General features: G+C 59.9%; 21 protein-coding genes and 1 pseudogene. 17 read left to right on the top strand and 5 right to left on the bottom strand.

Annotated features, from left to right (window positions below):
• Positions 1–228: 228 nt before the first annotated feature.
• Positions 229–780 (bottom strand): endonuclease SmrB, encoded by a 552-nt coding sequence (gene smrB / locus AB6T85_RS19820; RefSeq protein WP_125288301.1) that lies wholly within the window; start codon positions 778–780, stop codon positions 229–231.
• Positions 781–952: 172 nt separating this feature from the next.
• Here smrB and prmB point away from each other — a divergent pair, with 172 nt between their 5' ends.
• The 6 genes from prmB (at position 953) to AB6T85_RS19790 (ending at position 5651) form a co-directional block, all read left to right on the top strand.
• The gene (prmB, locus tag AB6T85_RS19815) at positions 953–1885 is read left to right on the top strand and encodes a 50S ribosomal protein L3 N(5)-glutamine methyltransferase (protein WP_253459685.1); all 933 of its coding nucleotides are present in this window, start codon (positions 953–955) and stop codon (positions 1883–1885) included.
• Between the two features lie 135 nt (positions 1886–2020).
• Positions 2021–3106 (top strand): chorismate synthase, encoded by a 1086-nt coding sequence (aroC, locus tag AB6T85_RS19810; protein WP_253459687.1) that lies wholly within the window; start codon positions 2021–2023, stop codon positions 3104–3106.
• A 5-nt stretch (positions 3107–3111) separates the two neighbouring features.
• Entirely contained in the window at positions 3112–3939 is an 828-nt protein-coding gene (gene mepA, locus AB6T85_RS19805; protein ID WP_369896422.1) for a penicillin-insensitive murein endopeptidase, read from the top strand.
• Between the two features lie 9 nt (positions 3940–3948).
• Positions 3949–4752 carry a sulfite exporter TauE/SafE family protein gene (locus AB6T85_RS19800; protein WP_301730514.1) on the top strand — a complete coding sequence of 268 codons (804 nt, stop codon included), beginning with the start codon at positions 3949–3951 and terminating at the stop codon, positions 4750–4752.
• A 50-nt stretch (positions 4753–4802) separates the two neighbouring features.
• Complete coding sequence (locus AB6T85_RS19795; RefSeq protein ID WP_253459693.1) at positions 4803–5345, top strand: elongation factor P hydroxylase; 543 nt, start codon at positions 4803–4805, stop codon at positions 5343–5345.
• Between the two features lie 24 nt (positions 5346–5369).
• On the top strand, positions 5370–5651 hold the full coding sequence (locus AB6T85_RS19790) for a YfcL family protein (protein ID WP_125288295.1): 282 nt from the start codon (positions 5370–5372) through the stop codon (positions 5649–5651).
• A 195-nt stretch (positions 5652–5846) separates the two neighbouring features.
• Here the strand turns inward: AB6T85_RS19790 and mnmC are convergent, their stop codons facing one another.
• Positions 5847–7856: a bifunctional tRNA (5-methylaminomethyl-2-thiouridine)(34)-methyltransferase MnmC2/FAD-dependent 5-carboxymethylaminomethyl-2-thiouridine(34) oxidoreductase MnmC1 gene (gene mnmC / locus AB6T85_RS19785; protein WP_369896421.1), complete on the bottom strand. Its 2010-nt coding sequence runs from the start codon at positions 7854–7856 to the stop codon at positions 5847–5849.
• Between the two features lie 157 nt (positions 7857–8013).
• Between mnmC and fabB the strand changes: the two genes are divergently transcribed.
• Both fabB and AB6T85_RS19775 read left to right on the top strand, forming a co-directional pair.
• The gene (gene fabB, locus AB6T85_RS19780; RefSeq protein ID WP_125288293.1) at positions 8014–9234 is read left to right on the top strand and encodes a beta-ketoacyl-ACP synthase I; all 1221 of its coding nucleotides are present in this window, start codon (positions 8014–8016) and stop codon (positions 9232–9234) included.
• A gap of 244 nt (positions 9235–9478) precedes the next feature.
• The gene (locus tag AB6T85_RS19775; RefSeq protein WP_440135768.1) at positions 9479–9571 is read left to right on the top strand and encodes a hypothetical protein; all 93 of its coding nucleotides are present in this window, start codon (positions 9479–9481) and stop codon (positions 9569–9571) included.
• Here the strand turns inward: AB6T85_RS19775 and pdxR are convergent.
• Positions 9531–11141: a MocR-like pyridoxine biosynthesis transcription factor PdxR gene (gene pdxR, locus AB6T85_RS19770; RefSeq protein WP_369896420.1), complete on the bottom strand. Its 1611-nt coding sequence runs from the start codon at positions 11139–11141 to the stop codon at positions 9531–9533. The two genes, AB6T85_RS19775 and pdxR, sit on opposite strands and share 41 nt — an antisense overlap.
• An 87-nt stretch (positions 11142–11228) precedes the next feature.
• Here pdxR and AB6T85_RS19765 point away from each other — a divergent pair, with 87 nt between their 5' ends.
• On the top strand, positions 11229–11678 hold the full coding sequence (locus AB6T85_RS19765) for a rhodanese-like domain-containing protein (protein ID WP_369896419.1): 450 nt from the start codon (positions 11229–11231) through the stop codon (positions 11676–11678).
• Between the two features lie 2 nt (positions 11679–11680).
• On the opposite strand, the gene flk is transcribed toward AB6T85_RS19765, so the two are convergent.
• On the bottom strand, positions 11681–12700 hold the full coding sequence (flk, locus tag AB6T85_RS19760) for a flagella biosynthesis regulator Flk (RefSeq protein ID WP_253459707.1): 1020 nt from the start codon (positions 12698–12700) through the stop codon (positions 11681–11683).
• A 116-nt stretch (positions 12701–12816) separates the two neighbouring features.
• The gene (locus AB6T85_RS19755; protein WP_253459710.1) at positions 12817–13719 is read right to left on the bottom strand and encodes a DMT family transporter; all 903 of its coding nucleotides are present in this window, start codon (positions 13717–13719) and stop codon (positions 12817–12819) included.
• Positions 13720–14022: 303 nt separating this feature from the next.
• On the opposite strand from AB6T85_RS19755, the gene AB6T85_RS19750 reads away from it, so the two are divergent.
• The 8 genes and pseudogenes from AB6T85_RS19750 (at position 14023) to AB6T85_RS19720 (ending at position 21622) form a co-directional block, all read left to right on the top strand.
• A complete protein-coding gene (locus tag AB6T85_RS19750; protein WP_369896418.1) occupies positions 14023–15447 on the top strand; it encodes an amino acid permease in 1425 nt (474 codons plus the stop codon).
• A gap of 350 nt (positions 15448–15797) precedes the next feature.
• The gene (hglS, locus tag AB6T85_RS19745) at positions 15798–17126 is read left to right on the top strand and encodes a 2-oxoadipate dioxygenase/decarboxylase HglS (protein ID WP_253459717.1); all 1329 of its coding nucleotides are present in this window, start codon (positions 15798–15800) and stop codon (positions 17124–17126) included.
• An 80-nt stretch (positions 17127–17206) separates the two neighbouring features.
• Positions 17207–17650, top strand: coding sequence for a hypothetical protein (locus AB6T85_RS19740; protein ID WP_369896417.1), 444 nt, complete (start codon positions 17207–17209; stop codon positions 17648–17650).
• A gap of 6 nt (positions 17651–17656) precedes the next feature.
• Positions 17657–17743 (top strand): annotated as a pseudogene (locus AB6T85_RS23775) (glutathione transferase); the annotation flags it as partial.
• Between the two features lie 128 nt (positions 17744–17871).
• Positions 17872–19008: a 4-phosphoerythronate dehydrogenase PdxB gene (gene pdxB / locus AB6T85_RS19735; protein WP_369896416.1), complete on the top strand. Its 1137-nt coding sequence runs from the start codon at positions 17872–17874 to the stop codon at positions 19006–19008.
• Positions 19009–19128: 120 nt separating this feature from the next.
• Positions 19129–20139: an aspartate-semialdehyde dehydrogenase gene (locus AB6T85_RS19730; RefSeq protein WP_301251943.1), complete on the top strand. Its 1011-nt coding sequence runs from the start codon at positions 19129–19131 to the stop codon at positions 20137–20139.
• Positions 20139–20942, top strand: a complete 804-nt coding sequence (gene truA, locus AB6T85_RS19725) for a tRNA pseudouridine(38-40) synthase TruA (RefSeq protein WP_253459728.1) — start codon at positions 20139–20141, stop codon at positions 20940–20942. The genes AB6T85_RS19730 and truA overlap by 1 nt, the downstream gene beginning before the upstream one ends.
• A 17-nt stretch (positions 20943–20959) precedes the next feature.
• Entirely contained in the window at positions 20960–21622 is a 663-nt protein-coding gene (locus tag AB6T85_RS19720; protein ID WP_125288277.1) for a DedA family protein, read from the top strand.
• Positions 21623–21806 lie beyond the last annotated feature (184 nt).

Here is a 21806-nt window from a genome sequence, read left to right as displayed (position 1 = left end):
CGTGAATCCGTCCATGGAGGCTCGTTTCGCGCGTCCATGCGCGACCGCCTATCCGCTCAGCCTCTGCCGCCGAGAAACAGCTGAGTTGCTGTAAAAAACGCCAGGATGCCTCGGCTATTTAGGTTTGTCAGCAGTCTGGGGCCGGTTGAACCGGCCTGCTTCGTGGCTGGCGTCGCGTCGTAAGATAAAGCGGCCAGCCCCAACGCTGTTCGCCGGGAGGCGGCCTGACTAAGGCAGCTCCGGCGGCTGCCACTCTTCTACTTCAATCAGCACCAGCAAAGCGGCATCGCCGCCAAACATTTTCGGCGCCTGATGAAAGGCCATCACCATAGGATGCTGCGCCAGCCACAGCGGCGTCTGCTGCTTGAGCACGTGCTTGCCGTGACCGTGCATCACGCTGGCGCAAAAGATATGCTCGCGGCGGCAGGCGGCTATCAGCGCGCCCAACTCCTCTTTTGCCTGTTTCTGCGTCAGCCCGTGCAAATCCAGAAAAATCTCCGGCGTATAGTCGCCTCGCCTGAGCTTCTTCAGCTCGTAATGGCTGACGTCGCTTCTGACGTAGCGCACTGGCCCTTCAGCGGACAGCAGAGGCTGAAACTCATCGGAAAAATAGTGGCTGTTGTCTATCTGCTCGGACAGCAGGCGCTTTTGCGGCACCTGCGAGAATGTTTTCCGCAATGGCTTATGCACTATCGTGTCCTGAGCCAGCTTACGCGTGCCGGTCATTAATCCACGGAACAGCGCTTCATCTTCGGCGCTCAGGGGCTGTTTTTTACTCATCTGATCCTCAGGCGGCACGCGGCGGCGGGATTTTTAACAATAATCCCATCAGTTTACCCTGTCTAATCCCTGCAAATAAACAAATGTCAGTTTTTTCACGCCTGCGCGCTGGATTCTCGTCAGCTTCATGGCAAACTAGCTGCCGAGTTGAGTTTGGCCTGTGGAGGGCACTTTGGACAAAATTTTCGTTGATGAGGCAGTCAGTGAGCTGCATACCATCCAGGATATGCTGCGCTGGACGGTGAGTCGGTTTGCCGCCGCGGAGATCTGGTACGGCCACGGCACCGATAACCCCTGGGACGAAGCCGTTCAGCTGGTGCTGCCCACGCTGTATCTGCCGCTGGATATCCCGGAAGATATGCGTACCGCGCGCCTGACTTCCAGCGAGCGTCACCGCATTGTCGAGCGCGTTATTCGCCGCATCAACGAGCGTCTTCCCGTCGCCTATCTGACCAACAAAGCCTGGTTCTGCGGCCACGAGTTTTACGTGGATGAACGCGTGCTGGTGCCGCGCTCGCCGGTCGGCGAACTGATCAATGACCGCTTCGCCGGCATTATCGCGCATGAACCCAGCCATATTCTGGATATGTGCACCGGCAGCGGCTGCATTGCCATCGCCTGCGCCTATGCCTTCCCGGAAGCGGAAGTGGACGCCGTAGATATTTCTGCGGACGCGCTGGCCGTGGCCGAGCAGAATATCACCGCGCACGGTATGGATCATAACGTGACGCCGATCCGCTCCGATCTGTTCCGCGATCTGCCAAAGACCCCTTACGATCTGATCGTCACCAATCCGCCCTACGTGGATGAAGAGGATATGGGCGATCTGCCGGAGGAATATCAGCACGAGCCGGAGCTGGGGCTGGCCGCCGGGCGCGACGGCCTGAAGCTGGCGCGCCGCATTCTGGCCTGTGCGCCGGACTACCTGAGCGAAGAAGGCGTGCTGGTCTGCGAAGTGGGCAACAGCATGGTGCATATGATCGAACAGTATCCCGACGTGCCGTTCACCTGGCTGGAATTCGCCAACGGCGGCGACGGCGTATTTATGCTGACCCGCGAGCAAATTGTTGCTGCGCAACATCATTTCGGCATTTATAAAGACTAAAAAACATCACAGGCATCCCCGGCGCAGGCGGTTTTGCTCCGATCAGCGCGGAAACCGTAGCCTGTGCACGGATTTCGCGCTGGCCGGAACGGAAGCGGCAAACGGGATGGCCTCCTGAAAAGTTCAGAGGACTTCATGGCTGGTAATACGATTGGACAGGTTTTCCGCGTCACCACCTTTGGTGAATCGCACGGGCTGGCGCTGGGCTGTATTGTCGACGGCGTGCCGCCCGGCATCCCCCTGACGGAAGCCGATTTGCAGCACGATCTGGATCGCCGCCGTCCCGGCACCTCACGCTACACCACCCAGCGCCGCGAGCCGGACCAGGTCAAAATCCTCTCCGGCGTGTTTGAAGGCGTCACCACCGGCACCAGCATCGGCCTGCTGATTGAAAATACCGACCAGCGCTCGCAGGATTACGGCGCCATCAAAGACGTCTTCCGTCCCGGCCACGCCGACTATACCTATGAACAAAAGTACGGCCTGCGCGACTATCGCGGCGGCGGGCGCTCTTCCGCGCGTGAAACCGCTATGCGTGTGGCGGCGGGCGCTATCGCCAAAAAATACCTCGCCCTGAAGCACGGCGTGAAGGTGCGCGGCTATCTGGCGCAGATTGGCGACGTGGCCTGCGAGCTGAAGGACTGGGATCAGGTGGAACAGAACCCGTTCTTCTGCCCGGATCCGTCAAAAATCGAGGCGCTGGACGAGCTGATGCGCGCGCTGAAGAAAGAGGGCGATTCTATCGGCGCTAAAGTCTCCGTAATGGCGGAGAACGTGCCGGTTGGCCTGGGCGAGCCGGTTTTCGATCGTCTGGACGCGGATCTGGCGCATGCGCTGATGAGCATTAACGCGGTGAAAGGCGTGGAAATCGGCGACGGCTTTGCCGTGGTCAACCAGCGCGGCAGCGAACATCGTGATGAAATTCGCGCGGGCGGCTTTCAGAGCAACCACGCGGGCGGCATTCTGGGCGGCATCAGCAGCGGCCAGCCGATCCTGGCGACGCTGGCGATGAAGCCAACGTCCAGCATTACCGTGCCGGGCAAAACCATTACCCGCACGGGCGAAGAAACTGAAATGATCACCAAAGGCCGTCACGATCCCTGCGTAGGGATCCGCGCCGTGCCGATCGCGGAAGCCATGATGGCGATCGTGCTGATGGATCATTTACTGCGTCATCGCGGACAGAATGCGGACGTGCAGACGAACATTCCACGCTGGTAATCACCATGAAAAAGACGCTGTTCGCGCTTTGCGGCCTGCTGCTCAGCGCTTCCACGCTGGCGGCTACGCCCTGGCAATCGATCCGGCAGCCAATAAGCGGCGCGCCGCACGCTATCGGCTCTTTCGCCAACGGCTGTATCGTCGGCGCGCAGGCGCTGCCGCTTAACGATCCGACCTATCAGGTGATGCGTCAGGACCAGCGTCGCTTTTATGGTCATCCCGATCTGATCCTGTTTATTCAGCGGCTGGGCGCTCAGGTGCATAATTTGCAGCTGGGCGAAGTGCTGATTGGGGATATGGGCATGGCGGCGGGCGGTCGCTTCAGCAGCGGCCATGCCAGCCACCAGACCGGGCTGGATGTCGATATTTGGTTGCAGTTACCGCAGGCGCGCTGGAGTTCACAAATGCTGCTGAAGCCGCAGCCGCAGCCGCTGGATCTGGTGGCCGCAGACGGGAAAAACGTGGTGGCGCGTCACTGGCAGCCGCAGATCGACAGCCTGATCAAGCTGGCGGCAAAAGATGACGACGTTACGCGTATCTTTGTGAATCCGGCGATTAAAAAACAGCTCTGCGCCGATGCGGGCAGCGATCGCGACTGGCTGCGCAAGGTACGCCCATGGTTCGGCCATCGGGCGCATATGCACGTGCGCCTGCGTTGTCCTACGGACAGCCTGGAGTGCCAGGATCAGCCCGCGCCGCCGCCAGGGGATGGCTGTGGCGCAGAGCTGGCAAGCTGGTTCGCGCCGCCAAAACCTTCCGGCGCGCCGATAAAACGCGAGCCGCCGCCGTTGCCGCCTTCCTGTCAGGCGCTTCTGGATAACCATCAGCTTTAGGAAGAAAAAATGGAATGGTTTGCCGTCAGCCCGCTGCTGCTTGGGCTACTGTTTTGCATCGCCGTGCTGGCCGCTTTTATCGATTCTATCGCCGGCGGCGGCGGGCTGCTGACCGTACCGGCGCTGCTGGCGGCCGGGCTTTCTCCGGCGCAGGCGCTGGCGACCAACAAGCTTCAGTCCGTCGGCGGCTCTTTTTCCGCCAGCCTCTATTTTATCCGGCGCAAGGCGGTGGATCTTAAAGCGCAGCGGCTGAATATCCTGATGGCCTTTATCGGCTCGATTCTCGGCGCGATGCTGATCCAACACATTCAGCCGGGGCTGCTGCGTCAGGTGCTGCCGCTGCTGATTATCTCGATCGGCCTCTATTTTCTGCTGATGCCTAAGATCGGCGAAGAAGATCGCCATCGTCGCCTGCACGGCCTGCCATTTGCGCTGGTGGCGGGCGGCTGCGTCGGCTTTTATGACGGCTTTTTCGGGCCGGGCGCTGGCTCCTTCTATGCGTTGGCCTTCGTCACGCTTTGCGGTTTCAACCTGGCGAAATCTACCGCGCACGCCAAGGTGCTGAATTTGACCTCTAACCTGGGCGGCCTGCTGTTTTTTATTTTCGGCGGCAAAGTGGTGTGGGGCACCGGCCTGATTATGCTGCTCGGCGCCATTTGCGGCGCACGGCTCGGCGCACGGCTGGTGCTGAGCCGGGGGCAGCAGCTGATCCGCCCGATGGTGGTCACCGTTTCCATTGTCATGAGCGCTAAGCTGCTCTACGACAGCCACGGCGCAGAGATCGCCGCCTGGTTTCACCATCTGTTTAGCTGAATCTTAATGTTGACGCGTCGCAAGACGTGAAATTTTTGCAGAAGAGAACAATGCGTACTCACGACTATTCGCAGCTGATCGAGATTTTCGACCGCTGTTTTTTTGACGATTTTCAGACCCGCCTGGTGAAGGGCGATGACGAACCCATCTACCTGCCCGCCGATGAGGAAGTCAGCTATCACCGCGTGGTGTTCGCCCACGGCTATTACGCCAGCGCGCTGCATGAAATCTCCCACTGGTGTATCGCCGGAGCCGAGCGGCGCAAGCTGGTGGATTTCGGCTACTGGTATTGTCCCGACGGCCGTGACGCCATGACGCAAGGCCAGTTTGAAGCGGTGGAGGTCAGGCCGCAGGCGCTGGAATGGCTGTTTTGTGTAGCGGCGGGCTTTCCCTTCAACGTAAGTTGTGACAATCTCAATGGCGATTTCGAGCCGGACCGCATTGCGTTCCAGCGCAAGGTACACGCGCAGGTAATGGCTCATCTGGAAAAGGGAATTCCGTCACGGCCAGCCCGTTTTATCACCGAACTGGGTCGCTACTACTCAACGCCGCCGCTGACCGCAGCGCAGTTTCCCTGGCCGGAAGATCTCTGACCAGCATGGTAAATAAGGAATTGTATGATTGATGAATTTGAAGCGCGTATCCTGGCCCTGATCGATAACATGGTGGAGAGCGCCAGCGATGACGAGCTGTTCGCCAGCGGCTATCTGCGCGGGCATCTGACGCTGGCCGTGGCCGAAATTGAGCAGTCGGGCGAGCACACGCCGGAAGCGCTGCAAATCCAGGTGCTGAACAGCCTGGAGACGGCGATCCACGCCGGTGAGCTTTCGCCGCGCGACCAGGCGCTGGTGCTGGGCATGTGGGATAATTTGTTCCTGCAGGCGCGCCATCCCTCCTGATCCCTGACGGCGCCGTCGGCAACAAGCAAGGCCGCCGTGATTTTAGCGGCCTGATGCGTCCGGCGTCTCCGGTTTCCAGTCTGCCCTGGGCGGCGTCTCCGGCTACCAGTCTGGCCTGAGCGGCATCCCCAATTTCCTGTCTGCTCTACGCGACGTCTCCGGTTTCCTGTCTGCCCTACGGGGCGGCAGCGGCTTTTAGCTTGCCGCCTTCACCGCTTTACCTTTCAGCAGCTTGCGCACCCAGTAGCGATTAGGATGGGTGGCCGCCAGCGTCTGCCTGTCCAGCGGGATCGGTTCGCCGCACAGCTCCGCCGCCAGCGCTTCTGCCGCCAGCGGCGCGCTGCATAATCCCCTGGAGCCTAACGCGCCCAGCACAAACAGGCCGCGCCAGAGGGGCGCCGGTTGCGCCGTGGCTTTGTTTTGCGCCAGATCTGCGTATTGCGCCAGCGTTTGCTGATAGTCTGGCAGCGGGCCAATCATCGGCAGATGATCGCGGGTGGCGCAGCGCACGCCGTTGCGGGCGCTGCCTGCGCTAACGTCCACTTCGCGAGGCCATTCCGCCTCCGGCAGACAGCGGAGCAGCCGCTCGCGGTTTTCCTGCTGATCTTCTTCGCGATAGGCGGTAGCGCTGTCGGCGCGATGATAGCTTGCGCCGATACAGTGCTGCTGATTATGCGGATTAACCGGCGTCAGATAGCCGTCGTAGCATAAAACCTGTTTAAGCTGGCCCAGTGCGGGCGTAGTCGGGATATGGCTGACCTGGCCGCTGACGGCATAGGCGGGCAGCTTTTCACTCTGCGGCAGCGCGGTCAGCGCGTGGCCGGTCGCCAGCACCACGTTGCGGTGAGTCTGCGCGGGCCGATCGGCAAAATCGAGCTGCCAGCCCGTCGGTGTTGCGGTCAGTGCGGTCAGCCTGTGATGCCAGCGCGTAATCAGCCCCTGCTGCTGCGCCAGCGCAAACAGCGCAGGCGTCAGCTGGGCGGGTGAGAGCCAGCCGCCAGCCGGATAGGTAATGCCGCCAAAGCCGGTTTCCACCCCGCACAGCGCTTCGGCTTCCTGCCTGTCCACACCGCGAGCGATGGTTTCCGGCAGCTGCATGGTCAGCATTTTAGTGATTTTGTCCGCGCTTTTTTCATCCCAGCCCAGCTGGGTAACGCCACACCACTCGTGATCGAACGCGACCGGCAGGCTATCGTAAACACGACGGGCAAAGGTAAATGCGGCCGGAAAAAAGCGCGCCAGCGCCGGATCGTGATGGTTCAGCAGCGGATAAAGCGCGCCCTGACGGTTGCCGGAAGCGCCCCGGGCCGGTTCGCCGTCGGCGCTGTAGAGCGTGACTTTTTTACCGCGACGCAGCAGCGCCAGCGCCAGCAGCGCGCTGGCCACGCCGCCGCCGATTACCGCAATGTCGTCGCCTTCCGCCGCCGGACGGTGATACCACGGCGCTTCGGCTGGCGCGTCGATAGCGTTCTCCAGCACGCCCGCCAGCATTTCCCGTTTGGGGCCGAAGCCTTTACGCTTGCCGACGGTAAAACCCGCCTCCTGCAATCCGCGCCGCACAAAGCCAGCCGAGGTAAAGGTGGCCAGCGTGCCGCCGGGACGCGCCATTTTCGCCATGCAGGCGAACAGTGCCGGCGTCCACATGTCAGGATTTTTCGACGGCGCAAAGCCATCCAGAAACCAGGCGTCGACCTGATGATTGAGGCTGTCATCGAAGGTCGGGATCAGCTGGTTAATATCGCCGAACCAGAGATCGAGCGTGACGCGACCCTCGGCCAGCAGCAGCCGGTGACAGCCGGGCAGGGCGGCTGGCCACTGTTCGCGCAGCGCGCGTGCGTATGCTGCCAGTTCAGGCCAGCTTTGATGCGCGCTGGCGAGATCGTTGACGCTGAGCGGATACTTTTCACAGCTGATAAAGTGCAGGCGCTGCAAACGAGCCTGCGGCTGCTCGGCGCAAAAGCGCTCGAAAGCCTGCCAGAGCGTTAAAAAATTCAGGCCGGTGCCAAAACCGGTTTCCGCCGTGATAAACAGGTCGCGAGAATGGTGCGCAAAACGGTCGGGCAAGCCGTTGCCGCCAAGAAACACGTGACGCGTTTCCTCCAGGCCGTTTGCGTCGGAAAAATAGACGTCGCCAAAGGTTCGGGATACAGGTGTACCCTGTTCATTCCAGCTTAGTTCTGCATACTCTATTGGGGCGCTGTTCACGGCAAAAGCTCAGTTATCTCGCGGTGCGGCGATTGTAACTCTGGGGGTGCGCCTACGCAAATTTACAAAAATCAGGCGCTGGTTGGACTTGTTCGGCTTACAACTGTACGCTAAAGTGCGTGTCGAATCCTAATATAAGTAGTTAACGAGGTATTGAATGAAACGTGCAGTGATTACTGGCCTGGGTATCGTTTCCAGCATTGGTAATAACCAACAGGAAGTCCTTGCATCCCTGCGTGAAGGCCGCTCCGGCATTACCTTCTCTCAGGAGCTGAAAGATTCCGGTATGCGTAGTCACGTCTGGGGCAACGTCAAACTCGATAAAGACGAAATCTCCAGCCTCATCGATCGCAAAACCCTGCGTTTTATGAGTGATGCGTCCATTTATGCCTATATTTCTATGCTGGAAGCGGTAAAAGATTCCGGTTTGACCGTTGAACAATACCAGAACAACCCGCGCGTGGGTCTGGTGGCCGGTTCCGGCGGCGGCTCGCCGATCAACCAGGTGGCCAGCGTTGACGGAATGCGCGCCAAAGGCCTGCGCGGCGTCGGCCCTTATATGGTGACCAAAGCGATGGCGTCCGGCGTTTCCGCTTGCCTGGCGACCCCGTTCAAAATCCACGGCGTAAACTACTCCATCAGCTCCGCCTGCGCGACCTCGGCACACTGCATCGGCAACGCCGTTGAGCAGATCCAGCTGGGCAAACAGGATGTGGTATTTGCAGGCGGCGGCGAAGAGCTGTGTTGGGAAATGTCCTGCGAGTTCGATGCGATGGGCGCGCTGTCCACCAAATATAACGAAACGCCGGAAAAAGCGTCCCGTACCTATGACAACAGCCGCGACGGCTTTGTTATCGCAGGCGGCGGCGGCATGGTTGTTGTGGAAGAGCTGGAGCACGCGCTGGCTCGCGGCGCGCACATCTACGCAGAAGTGGTTGGCTACGGCGCCACCTCCGACGGCGCAGACATGGTAGCGCCATCAGGCGAGGGCGCAGCACGCTGTATGCGTCTGGCTATGCACGGCCTGGATACGCCGATTGACTATCTGAACACGCACGGCACCTCTACGCCGGTAGGCGATGTGAAAGAGCTGGGCGCCATCCGCGAAGTCTTCGGCGACAACACGCCGGCGATGTCGGCCACCAAAGCCATGACCGGCCACTCTCTGGGTGCGGCGGGCGTGCAGGAAGCTATTTACTCGCTGCTGATGCTGGAGCACGGCTTTATCGCGCCAAGCATCAACATTGAAGAGCTGGATCCGGCGGCGGAAGGTCTGAACATCGTGACCAAACCAACCGAGCAGCAGCTGACTACCGTGATGTCCAACAGCTTCGGCTTCGGCGGCACCAACGCCACGCTGGTGATGCGCAAGCTGTAATCAGTAAGCAATTTCAAAAAAGGATGCTCCGCAAGGGCATCCTTTTTTTATGGCCGCAGTATGCCGATGTATAAGATAAGCCTCGCCAGGGACAAAAGTTAGCAGCCATGCCGTAAGGCCAGGCGTTAGCGTCAAATACGTTAACCTTCCCACTCCGCCGTAATCACAGAAGCGTTGATAGCCGGATGACCATCAGGCATATCGCCCGGCTGAGGGCGCAGGGACATCCACCGTTTCGCGCGGGCTGAATGGCGAAGGCCGCGTCAGTCAGAAAACGCGTGAGAAAGCGGAAGCCGTTAGCCTGAAAAAACACGGGCCAGCTTTTCCACCGCGCTGACAATCTCTGCTGGCGCCAGGGCGGAAAAACCCAGCAGCCAGCCTTCCTGCCGTGCATCTCCCTGATACAGGGGCGACAGGCGCGGCAGCACCAGGCCTGCCTGCAAAGCCTGACGCGTTAATTTTTCTTCGCCGCCGTCCGGCAGCGTGGCCGTCAGCTGTAGCCCATGCTGGTGGCTCAGCGGATGCAGCCTGTCTCCCAGCTTTGTCGCCAGCTCTGTCAGCAGCAGTTCGCGGCGGCTGCCGTAAAGTTTGCGCATCAGCCGCAGATGCGCCTGAAAATGGCCGCGATCGAGAAAATCCGCCGTCACTGCCTGCATCAGCTGCGCGCTGTGTCCGTCCATCACGCTGCGCATCCGGCAGCAGGCGTCAACCAGCGCGGGCGGCACCGCCAGATAAGCCAGCCGCAGGGAAGGGAACAGCGTTTTGGAAAAGGTGCCGAGGTAGAGCACGCGCCCGGCCTTATCCAGCCCCTGAAGCGCGGGCGCAGGCTGTGCGCCGTAATAAAATTCGCTGTCGTAGTCATCCTCAATCAGCCAGCTACCGTGGGCGCGCGCGTACGCCAGCCAGGCCAGACGACGCGTCAGGCTCATGGTCGCGCCGGTGGGATACTGATGGGATGGGGTCAGGTAGATCAGCTTCGCCGCCGGCCGGTCGGGTATTTTTGCGCCCTCGTCGTCCAGCTCCAGCGTGCCGATGGTCGCGCCCGCGCTGTTAAAAGCATGATAAGCGCCGCGATAGCCCGGCTCTTCCAGCCAGACGGCATCGCCCGTATCGCACAGCAGCATCGCCAGCATCTGCAACGCCTGTTGCGAGCTGGTCAGGATGATAATTTGCCCGGCATCGCAGCGCACGCCGCGCGCCTGAGCAAGATAACGCGCCACCGCTTCACGCAGATCGGCCAGCCCCTGCGGCGCGCCATAGCCCATCATTTTTTCCGGCGTATGGCGCAGCCGCTGCGCCACCAGCCGCCGCCAGATAGCGTGAGGAAAAGCCCGCAGATCCGGCGAACCGGCGGCAAAAGCCAGGGGAAAAAGCGGATCGTCGCAGCCGCCAGAGGCGACAATGTTGCTGCCGCGTGACGAGAGCGCGGGAGCCGCTGTCGATGACGCTGGCGTGGGGCGTCGCGGCGCCGGCAGATCGGCGGCGACGAAAGTGCCTTTGCCGCTGTGCCGCAGCAGGCAGCCTTCGCTTTCCAGCTGCGCATACGCCGCTTCCACCGTCACTCGGGACAGCGACAGATCGACGGCAAGCAGCCGGGAAGAGGGTAGCCGCTCGCCTTGCCGCAGCGTGCCGTCGGTGATGAGCTGACGATCGGCGGCGACGAAAGTGCCTTTGCCGCTGTGCCGCAGCAGGCAGCCTTCGCTTTCCAGCTGCGCATACGCCGCTTCCACCGTCACTCGGGACAGCGACAGATCGACGGCAAGCAGCCGGGAAGAGGGTAGCCGCTCGCCTTGCCGCAGCGTGCCGTCGGTGATGAGCTGACGCAAGGCGGCGCATAGCCTGTCCCGTCGGGTGCGGGCCTGCTGCGAGGCGAACAGCTGGATTAAGGGCACGTTGGTCAGCGGCATAATGGTCTTATCACCTGATTAAAATGGGTATCCTTTTTAAGGCCGTTTTACCCTATCATCAGGCAGACCTTAAGCAAAGGAGTACACATGATGACCCTGTCCGCCGTTTTACAATTTCCACCGCCTGACGCCGCACGCAGCGAAGCATGGCTACGCGAAAAGCTGGCTTACTACAGCGATGCCTGGGATCTGGCGCAGGATCTCGCCAACGGCATTACCGATATCGTGGTGATCGATACCCGTGCGGCAGAGCAGTATCAGGCCGCGCATATTCCCGGCGCGATAAGCTTTCCTCACCGCACCATGAGCGCAGAAACGCTGGCGGCGCTGGACGGCAGCAAAGTTTACGTGACCTACTGTGACGGCATTGGCTGCAACGGCTCGACCAAAGGCGCATGGAAACTGGCCTCGGCGGGACTGCGGGTTAAAGAGCTGATTGGCGGGCTGGATTTCTGGCTGCGCGACCGTCATCCGGTCGCGCAAGGAGAAGAAGCGGGCAGCTGGCCGCAACAGGATTTACAGGCGTGCGGCTGTTAAGCCTAAAGGAACAGCCACAGCAGAAAAATAAACAGCACCAGCGCGGCAAAAGCGGTTACGGCCGGACGCGTCGCCAGCGGCCTTAGCACCGGCGGCACGTAGCCGGAAATAATCGGCTGCGGATGGATCTCGCTGTCGGCCAGCGGCATCTCCTTCAGCCGTTCGGCCCGCCGCGCAAACAGCAGATTCATCAAATCCTGCGCCTGGGCTGCGGTAAGGATCGCCTGCGGCGGCAGCTGGAAGCGCTGCTGGCTGGCCTCCTCCAGCATGCGCTGCTCTGCATGATCGGAAGGCACCTTCAGCGAGGCGAGAAGCGTATGCAGCGTCGGGGCAGGCTGCTGGCTCAGCGTCTGGCTAACCTGAAGATACTGGGTCAGCAGCGGGAACAGGCGTGAAGGAATGGGATCGCCGCTGTGCAGGTTGACCACCTTCAGCACGGAAGTCCACAGCTTCACCGGCTGTTCGCCGGTAACGGCAGCCAGGCGAGCGACCTGCTGATTGAGCGCGTGGTGCTCCGCAGGCAGCAGCGAGCGATCGGTGACGCGGTTCTGCTGCGGCTGCGGGATCGCCATCTGGCCATTTTGCAGCATGGTCAGCACCTGTCGCAGCTGATCGGGATTCAGCGAGCTGAGCACCGTATGACCAAACTGCTGCCGGATAAAATCGCTCACCGCCTGGCGATTATTGCCCGCAGGCAGCAAATCGCTCAGCTGCTGAAACAGCTGTCGGGTCGCGTGCGTGTTCTGCACCTGCGCAAGCCGCGTATTAAGAAACTGCTCCGCCGCCGGAAAATGACGCGCCAGCAGACCGGCATCGTTCTTCACGCCCACTTCATGACGCAGTCCGGCCCATAGCTCCGGGGCCTTTAGCGAACTGAGCGACATGATTTTGACAATCAGCCTTTCCAGCGTGGTGCGCTGAGCAGGGGTCAGCGGCTGATCGCCCGGTCCGGTTCGGCCGGTATCAGCGACCGTCGCTCGTTCGCCGGGTAATGGCGCGCCTGGGCCATTAAGAGGTTGCATGGCAAAATCCTTAACTCAACACTGTCCGGAAAGCGCCGGAAAAAAGGGGGATTGGCTATGATAACAATCCCGTTACGCGATAGGTAGTAGCGGCGCGCCGCGCGGCGGATTATTTTTCAGGGATCCGCCGTCGCGCGCGCTGTTTTGCCGATCCGCAGCGGCGTACGCAGCCGCTGCGCCAGGATCACGCCGCATAACGTGACGCCGCCGCCGATAAAGTGATAGCTGTGCAGCTTTTCATGCAGAAAAAGCACGGCGATAACTGCTGTAAAGACAGGCGTCAGATTCATAAAAATCGAGGCGGTGCTGGCGCCCATGCGCATCACGCCCTGGATCCATAAAAACGGCGCAAGAATAGAAGCCGGAAGCGCGGCAAACAGCACCAGCGGCAGGTTATGCGCGTTCAGCGCCACATCTTTTGCCAGTAAAAAGCCCGGCAGCAGCAGTATGACGCCAAACACAATTTGCACGTACAGGCTTTGCCAGTTTGGCAGCGGGATCGCCCAGCGACGGGTCAGCACGCCATACAGCGCGTAAGAGGTGGAAGCGGCAAACAGCATCAGCTCGCCCGTGCCCATGCCCTGCGTCAGCAGCCGTTCGGGACTGCCCTGGCTAATCAGCCACACCAGCCCGCCAAAAGAGAGCACGCTGCCGATAAGAATGCCCAGCGTGGGCGCCACTTTCAGCAGCACAATGCTGATCAGCACGGTCAGCAGAGGGATCAGCGAAACCAGAATACCCATCGAAAGCGCGCTGACGCTGTGCGCGGCATAGTAGGCAAGGCTTTGATAAAGCACCATGCCGAGCAGACCCAGCGTCAGCAGCCGCCACCACTGCTGCCTGACCTGCGTCCGATTGCGCCATACCGCAGGCAGCACGAAGGGCGTCAGCGCCACCAGCGCTATCAGCCAGCGATAAAAGGAAATAGCGGCAGGATCGATAACGTTCGCCGAGACTTTGCTGACGATGGCGTTAAACGACCAGATCAACACCGCCATCAAAGGATAAAGAAAATTCATTGTCGAGCCTGAATCAGTAATAAGAGCCGAGAGTGTACCCGTCTGCGGCTACAAATAAATAACCTTTATTACCGCTGCCTGATTTTTCTCCTGCCTCTTCTCTGCATAGTAAAGCGTCACTGCGTAAAACCCTCCAGGCGGAAATAAGAAAAGGCTATGGCAAAACGGCCTGAAGCCTTTTACTCCTTTTTCGGCAACGTCCAGAATTAATTCAGGAAATGACAGTTTTATGACGGCAAAACTGAAAAAAGGAATTTGCACGAGCTAAGCGCTAACGTCCACTACGCTAAGGCAGGAATTACGATGAGTTATTCAGCAAAACCGCCATCCACGCTGGGCGATGGGTTATCCAGTCGCCAGGTCACCATGATTTCCATCGCCGGGATTATCGGCGCCGGTCTGTTTATCGGCTCTGCCAGCGCCATTGCCACCGCAGGGCCGGCTATCTTAATTTCTTATATATTAACGGGTTTTTTGGTGCTGCTGGTGATGAGAATGCTGGGAGAAATGGCGGTTATGCAGCCTGACTCCGGCTCCTTTTCCACCTACGCTTCACGGGCGCTTGGCCCCTGGGCAGGCTTTACCATCGGCTGGCTCTACTGGTGGTTCTGGGTGCTGGTGATCCCGGTGGAGGCGATAGCCGGCGCGAACATCCTTCATACCGCTTTACCCGCCGTGCCCGCCTGGGTTTACACACTCTCTATTATGACTCTGCTGACCTGCACCAATCTTTTCAACGTGAAAAACTTCGGCGAGTTCGAATTCTGGTTTTCCCTGATTAAAGTGGTGGCTATCCTGGCTTTTATCGCGGTGGGCATCGCGGCGGTCGCGGGCTACTGGCCTCTGGCACACGTCAGCGGCGTGTCGCGCCTGTGGGATAGCGGCGGCTTTATGCCACACGGCGGCGGCGCGGTGCTTTCCGGCGTGCTGATCACCATCTTCTCCTTCTTTGGCGCGGAAATCGTGACCATTGCCGCCGCCGAGACAAAGGATCCGGGGCAGCAGATCCGGCGCTCGACTAACCTGGTGGTTTACCGTATTGCCTTGTTCTATCTGCTGTCGATTTTCCTGGTGGTGTCGCTGGTCGCCTGGAACGATCCACAACTGAAAGAACAGGGAACCTTTCAATACGCGCTGAACGTGCTGCATCTGCCGGGCGCGGGTATCCTGGTCAGCTCGGTAGTGTTTATCGCCGTGTGCAGCTGCATGAACTCCGGGCTGTATACCGCCTCCCGCATGTTTTACTCGCTGGCGCAGCGTGGTGATGCGCCGCGGGCCGGCGCGCGAATTTCCGCCGGCGGCGTGCCCCGCGTTGCCGTACTCAGCTCAACGCTGGCCGGTTTTGCAGGCTGTTTCGCCAACTACGCTTTTCCCGGCAGGGTTTTCGACTTTCTGCTTTCCACCACCGGCGCCATCGCGCTGCTGGTCTATCTGGTTATCGCCGTTTCCCAGCTGATTATGCGCCGCAGGCTGGAACGCAGCGGCCGGACGCCGGAATTTAAGATGTGGCTGTTTCCGTGGCTGACGCTGTTTACCATCGGCATTATTCTGGTGGTATTGGGCTATATGTTTATTTCGCCCGATTATCGTTATGAAACGCTGATGACCGCCGCCGTGGCCGCTATCGTGCTGATGCTGAGTTTTATTGTCACGCGCAGGCGCACGGCGCAGACGCAAAAAATCGGCAGCGGCAAAATGCAGCCTCGCGCGGTGCAAACGATGCGTTAACGGAGGTTGCTGACAAAATCATCCTCTGTCATCAAGTCGCGTTCAGGCCGGTGAAAAGCAGCGGAGGCCGGAACAACTCGTCCACGGGGGCTCGTTTCGCGCATCCATGCGCGAACGGCTGGCCGTTCAGCCTCTGCTGCTGTGAAGCTGCCGTTTCGCGGCAAAAAATCCAGGCCGCACGAACCCTCTGGCTTTGTCAGCAGTCTGAGCCATTCCTGCGAATGGCTTTGTTAGTGGCCGTCGCCACACCGCGCAAACAGGCGAAAAACAGGGCGAATAACCGGCCGCCGGGCGCTATGCTTGAAGAAAGGCTTTCGCTGTTTAGGCGCCCTCTATCATAAGGCCAGACTATGACCCGGTTTAGTTCACCCGATGCGATCCGCGACGCCTTTTCCAAAGCGATGTCGCTGATGTACCAGCAGGAAGTGCCGCAGTACCGCACGCTGTTGCAGTTAGTGAAAGAGGTGAACGCCCGCTATTTGCAGGCCCATCCCGAGACCTTTGCGGACGCCGACAGCGCGCCGGAGCTGAACCGGCTGGCCGTTGAACGGCACGGCGCTATCCGCCTTGGCAAAGCGCAGGAGCTGGCGACCATGCGCCGACTGTTTGCGGTAATGGGCATGTATCCGGTCAGCTATTACGATCTTTCTGCGGCAGGCGTGCCGGTGCACGCTACCGCTTTCCGCCCCGTCGACGCGCGTTCGCTGCAATATAATCCTTTCCGCGTGTTTACCTCGCTGCTGCGCCTGGAGCTGATCGATGATGACGGACTGAAGCAGAAGGTGAGCCAGATCCTCGACCAGCGGAATATCTTTACGCCGCGTCTGCTGGAACTGCTTGAGATCGGCCATGCTCAGCAAGGCTTAACCGCCGCACAGGCGGATGAGTTTGTCGCCGAAGCGCTGAAAACCTTTCAGTGGCACAGCGAAGCGCAGGTGGACGGGGCAACTTATCAGTCGCTGCTGGATCAGCACCGCCTGATTGCGGACGTGGTTTCTTTTAAAGGGCCGCACATTAACCACCTTACGCCGCGCACGCTGGATATTGACGCCGTGCAGCGGCAGATGCCCGCTTATCAGATCGTGCCGAAAGAGAGCATTGAAGGGCCGCCGCCGCGTCGCGTGCCCATTCTGCTGCGTCAGACCAGCTTTAAGGCGCTGAGCGAAAAAATCACCTTTACCGACAACAGCGAGGGCAGGCACACCGCGCGCTTTGGTGAAATCGAGCAGCGCGGGCTGGCGCTGACGCCCGCAGGCCGTGCGCTTTACGATCGGCTTTTGCAACAGCCGACGGCGGGGGATAAAGCCGCCGGGCTGGCCGCGAACTTTGCCGCTTTCCCGGATGATATGCACGAGCTGCGTCGGCAGAAGCTGGGCTATTTTAGCTATCGGCTGTCGGCGGGCGCGACGCTGCCGGAGCAGGCCAGCCGTGAGCAGCTGCAAAGCCTGATCGACGACGGCACCATAGAGGCCAGGCCAGTGGTTTATGAAGATTTTCTGCCGGTCAGCGCCGCAGGCATTTTCCAGTCGAACCTGGGCAGCGAAAGGGGAGCAGCGGGCAAGGGCCATCCCAATCAGTTGGCCTTTGAGCAGGCGCTGGGCTGCGCGGTTATCGACGAGTTTTCGCTGTATCAACAGCTGGAAGAGGCGTCGCTGGCGGCCATTTTCGATCGCCCTTGACCGCGCTCTGTCTTTGACGTGGCTGCCGACTTAAGCCTAAAGTTAGCGCGGCGCACAGGCCGCTTTTCAAGGAGAATTTTATGTATACCCGGCTGGCTATTCTGCTGCTATCCCTGTTTCTCGGCATGGGGAACGCTTATGCAGCCACGGCTCAGGAAGTGGATCAGCGTCTGGATTTTCTGTTTGGCTCCCATCAGAAATACCAGGATTTTCTTGGCGAACTGCAACAGGCGGTGGCGGCAAAAGACAAAGCCAAAGTGGCGACGATGATTGCTTATCCGCTTGAGGTCGGTTTAAAAGGGAAAGCGAAAACCTATCGCACTGCGGCAATGTTAAAGAAGCACTACGGCAGCGTATTCACGCCCGATTTAAGCCGCGTCATTATCGCGCAGAAATATGAAGATCTGTTCGCCAGGGATCAGGGCGTAATGGTGGGCGACAGCGGCCAGCTGTGGTTTAGCGAAGTGTGTCAGGACAAAGCCTGTCACAACACCCGCGTGCTGATTACACGCATCAATCAGTAGCCGATAATGCTTCAAGGACTCAATCATTTAACGCTGGCCGTTACGGACTTACGTGTTAGCCTGGCATTTTACCAGCGGCTTGCGGCCTGTCGCAAAAACCCTTATGCAAAAATGATCTTTAAATAGGGCGGCTTGTTGGCTCGCCGCACCACGGGCTTATCCCTTTCCCGGCTTTATGGCAGAATAACGTCCCTCACTGTTACCGAGCAGGAACCCCGATTGTGAAAATTCTCGTTGATGAAAACATGCCCTATGCGCGCGAACTGTTTAGCCGCACGGGCGATGTAGTGGCCGTTCCCGGCCGTCCCGCCCCGCAGGCCGAGCTGGATGACGCTGACGGCCTGATGGTGCGCTCCGTGACCAAAGTCAATGCGGAGCTGTTAAACGGCAAGCCGGTAAAATTTGTCGGCACGGCCACGGCAGGCACCGATCATATTGATGAGGCTTTTCTGCAACAACAGGGGATCGCTTTTTCGGCGGCACCGGGCTGTAACGCCATCGCCGTGGTGGAATACGTTTTCTCTGCGCTGCTGTTGCTGGCGGAACGCGACGGCTTCGCGCTGAAAGATCGCACCGTCGGCATTGTCGGCGTCGGCAACGTCGGCGGGCGCCTGCAGGCTCGTCTTGCCGCGCTGGGGATCCGCACTTTGCTTTGCGATCCTCCGCGTGCCGATCGAGGCGACGAAGGGGACTTCCTGCCGCTTTCACAGCTGGTGGCGGAAGCCGATATCCTGACCTTCCACACGCCGCTGTTTAAGCAGGGCGCCTACAAAACGCTGCATCTGGCCGACGAGGCGCTGCTGCGGGCGCTGAAACCCAACGCTATTCTGATCAACGCCTGCCGTGGGCCGGTAGTGGACAATCAGGCGCTGCTGAAGGTGCTGGAAACGCGCCGCGATCTCAGCGTGGTGCTGGACGTGTGGGAGCCGGAGCCGGAGCTTTCCCTGCCGCTGCTGGAAAAAGTGGATATCGCCACCGCCCATATCGCGGGCTACACCCTGGAAGGGAAAGCGCGCGGCACCACCCAGGTATTTGAAGCCTGGACGCAGTTTTTAGGCAACCCGCAGCAGGTGGCGCTGGAAACCCTGCTGCCCGCGCCGGAGTTTGGTCAGATCACGCTGCGCGGCGAGCTGGATCAGCCGACGCTGAAAAGACTGGTGCATCTGGTGTATGATGTGCGCCGCGACGACGCGCCGCTGCGAAAAGTGGCGGCCGTACCGGGTGAATTCGATCGCCTGCGTAAAAATTATCTGGAACGTCGCGAATGGTCTTCGCTGCGCGTGCAGTGCAATAGCGAAAGCACCGCGACGCTGCTGTCGGCGCTGGGTTTCAGCGCGTACTGGCAGGCCGATTGCTAAAAATTTCAGGCGGCGCGCCCCCACGTAAGGGCGCGACGCCCGCTACGAACAATTCTGAATCGTCGGGCGGTGTCGTCACCGCCCTCTGTTTTTTATGTACATTATCTGGAGTAAACCAACATGTCTGACGGCTGGAATATTGCGCTACTGGGCGCGACAGGCGCAGTAGGGGGAGCAGTACTGGAATTACTGGCCGAGCGTCAGTTCCCGGTTGGTGAGCTGTATCTGCTGGCGAGCGAACGCAGCGCGGGCGAAAACCTGCGTTTTGAAGGCAGAACGCTGCTGGTTAACAACGCCAGCGAGTTCGACTGGTCGCAGGTGCAGCTGGCCTTTTTCGCCGCCGGTCGCGAAGCCTCGGCGCGCTATGCCGAAGAAGCCGCGAGCGCGGGCTGCCTGGTGATCGACAGCAGCGATCTTTTCGCGCTGGAGCCGGACGTGCCGCTGGTGGTGCCGGACGTGAACCCGCAGGTGCTGGCCGACTACCGCAACCGCAATATCATCAGCGTGGCCGACAGCGTCACCAGCCAGCTGCTCTGCGCGATCAAACCGCTGGTGGATCAGGCGGGCCTGGGCCGTTTGCAGGTGACCAGCCTGATTGCCGCTTCGGCACACGGCAAGGCCGCCGTGGACTCGCTGGCGGGCGAAAGCGCGCGGCTGCTGAACGGGATGCCGGCGGAAGAGAACTTCTTCGGTCGCCAGCTGGCTTTCAACATGCTGCCGCTGCTGCCGGACGCCGAAGGCAGCGTGCTGCAGGAGCGCCGCCTGATCGATCAGGTGCGTAAAGTGCTGCAGGATGAAGGGCTGCCGATTTCGGTCACCACCGTTCAGGCGCCGGTTTTTTACGGCAACGCGCAAATTGTGCACGTGGAAAACCTGCGCCCGATGTCGGCGGAAGAGGCGCGCGAAGCGCTGATGCAGGCGGAAGATATCGCGCTTTCCGATGAAAACGACTATCCGACGCAGGTCGGCGACGCATCGGGCAGCGCACTGCTCAGCCTGGGCTGCGTGCGCAACGATTACGGCATCCCGGAGCTGCTGCAATTCTGGTCGGTAGCGGACAACGTACGCTTTGGCGGCGCGCTGATGGCGGTGAAAACCGCTGAGAAACTGGTACAGGAGTACTTCTGGTAATGTCGGCGCCGCAAACGTACAAACTGGCGCTGGGCATTGAGTATGACGGCAGCCGCTATTACGGCTGGCAGCGGCAGCAGGAAGTCAGAAGCGTGCAGGAGAAGCTGGAAAAAGCGCTCTCTAAAGTGGCCGATCATCCGGTGGTGGTGTTCTGCGCAGGCCGAACCGATGCGGGCGTGCACGGTACTGGCCAGGTGGTGCATTTTGAAACCACCTCGCTGCGTAAAGATGCCGCCTGGACGCTGGGCGTCAACGCCAACCTGCCGGACGATATCGCCGTGCGCTGGGTGAAGCCGGTTGCGGACGATTTTCACGCCCGCTTCAGCGCCACGGCGCGGCGCTATCGTTACGTCATCTATAACCGTCGTCTGCGTCCGGCGATTTTGCACGGCGGCGTAACGCATTTTTACCATCCGCTGGATGTGGAAAAAATGCAGCGGGCAGGGCAGGCGCTGCTGGGCGAAAACGACTTTACCTCTTTTCGCGCGGTGCAGTGCCAGTCGCGCACGCCCTGGCGCAACGTCATACACCTTAATGTCAGCCGTCACGGGGCTTACGTGGTGGTGGATATCAAAGCCAACGCTTTTGTGCACCATATGGTGCGCAACATTGTCGGTAGCCTGATGGAAATAGGCTGTGGAAATCAGCAGGAAAGCTGGATGGCCGAGCTGCTGGCGGCGAAAGATCGCACGCTGGCGGCGGCGACGGCGCGGGCCGAAGGGCTTTATCTGGTCGCGGTCGATTACCCGGAACGTTATGATTTACCCCGTCCGCCGATGGGGCCGCTATTCCTCGAGGATTAACGCATTAAGGAACCTGTATGGAAGTGATTCACACCGTCATCGACTTTATTTTGCACATTGATGTGCATCTGCAGGCGATGGTTGCACAGTATGGCGTCTGGATTTATGCCATTTTGTTTTTGATTCTGTTTTGCGAGACGGGGCTGGTGGTGACGCCTTTCCTGCCCGGCGATTCGCTGCTGTTCGTGGCGGGCGCGCTGGCGGCTATCCCGGACAGCGCGCTGAACGTGCACGTGATGGCGCTGCTGCTTTGCGTGGCGGCGATTGTCGGCGATGCGGTGAATTACACCATCGGACGCCTGTTCGGCAATAAGCTGTTCAGCAATCCGAACTCAAAAGTTTTCCGCCGCAGCTACCTGGATAAAACGCATCAGTTCTATGAGCGTCACGGCGGCAAAACGATTATCCTGGCGCGCTTTGTGCCGATAGTCCGCACCTTTGCGCCGTTCGTCGCCGGTATGGGCAAAATGTCCTATCGCCATTTTGCGCTGTTCAACGTGGCGGGCGGTATTCTTTGGGTGGTGCTGTTCTCTTATGCCGGCTACTTCTTTGGCAACCTGCCTGCTATCCAGCAAAACCTGCACTATCTGATCGTCGCTATTATTCTGGTTTCGGTTCTGCCAGGCGTGGTGGAAGTGTTACGTCATCGCCGCGCGGCGCGTCAGCAGAAGCCGCAATAGCCTCTCTGTTATCGTCCGTCCGCCGGCAGCGGCGGCGGGCGGGTTCCTTCCTGATGCTTTTGCTCATAAAATACGTTTTTATGGTCGTTGCTGACCGCTTCGCGACATGATAAATAAACAGCCCGGCCCGCCCGTGCGCGGTGGCGCAAAAGGGAAACGCGGGCCGTTGACGAATTGGTAGCGC

The organism is Erwinia aeris (assembly GCF_041224955.1).
Lineage (GTDB): Bacteria > Pseudomonadota > Gammaproteobacteria > Enterobacterales > Enterobacteriaceae > Erwinia > Erwinia aeris.
Note: the sequence above shows the minus strand (reverse complement) of the source record. Positions and strands in the feature narration are given on the sequence as shown.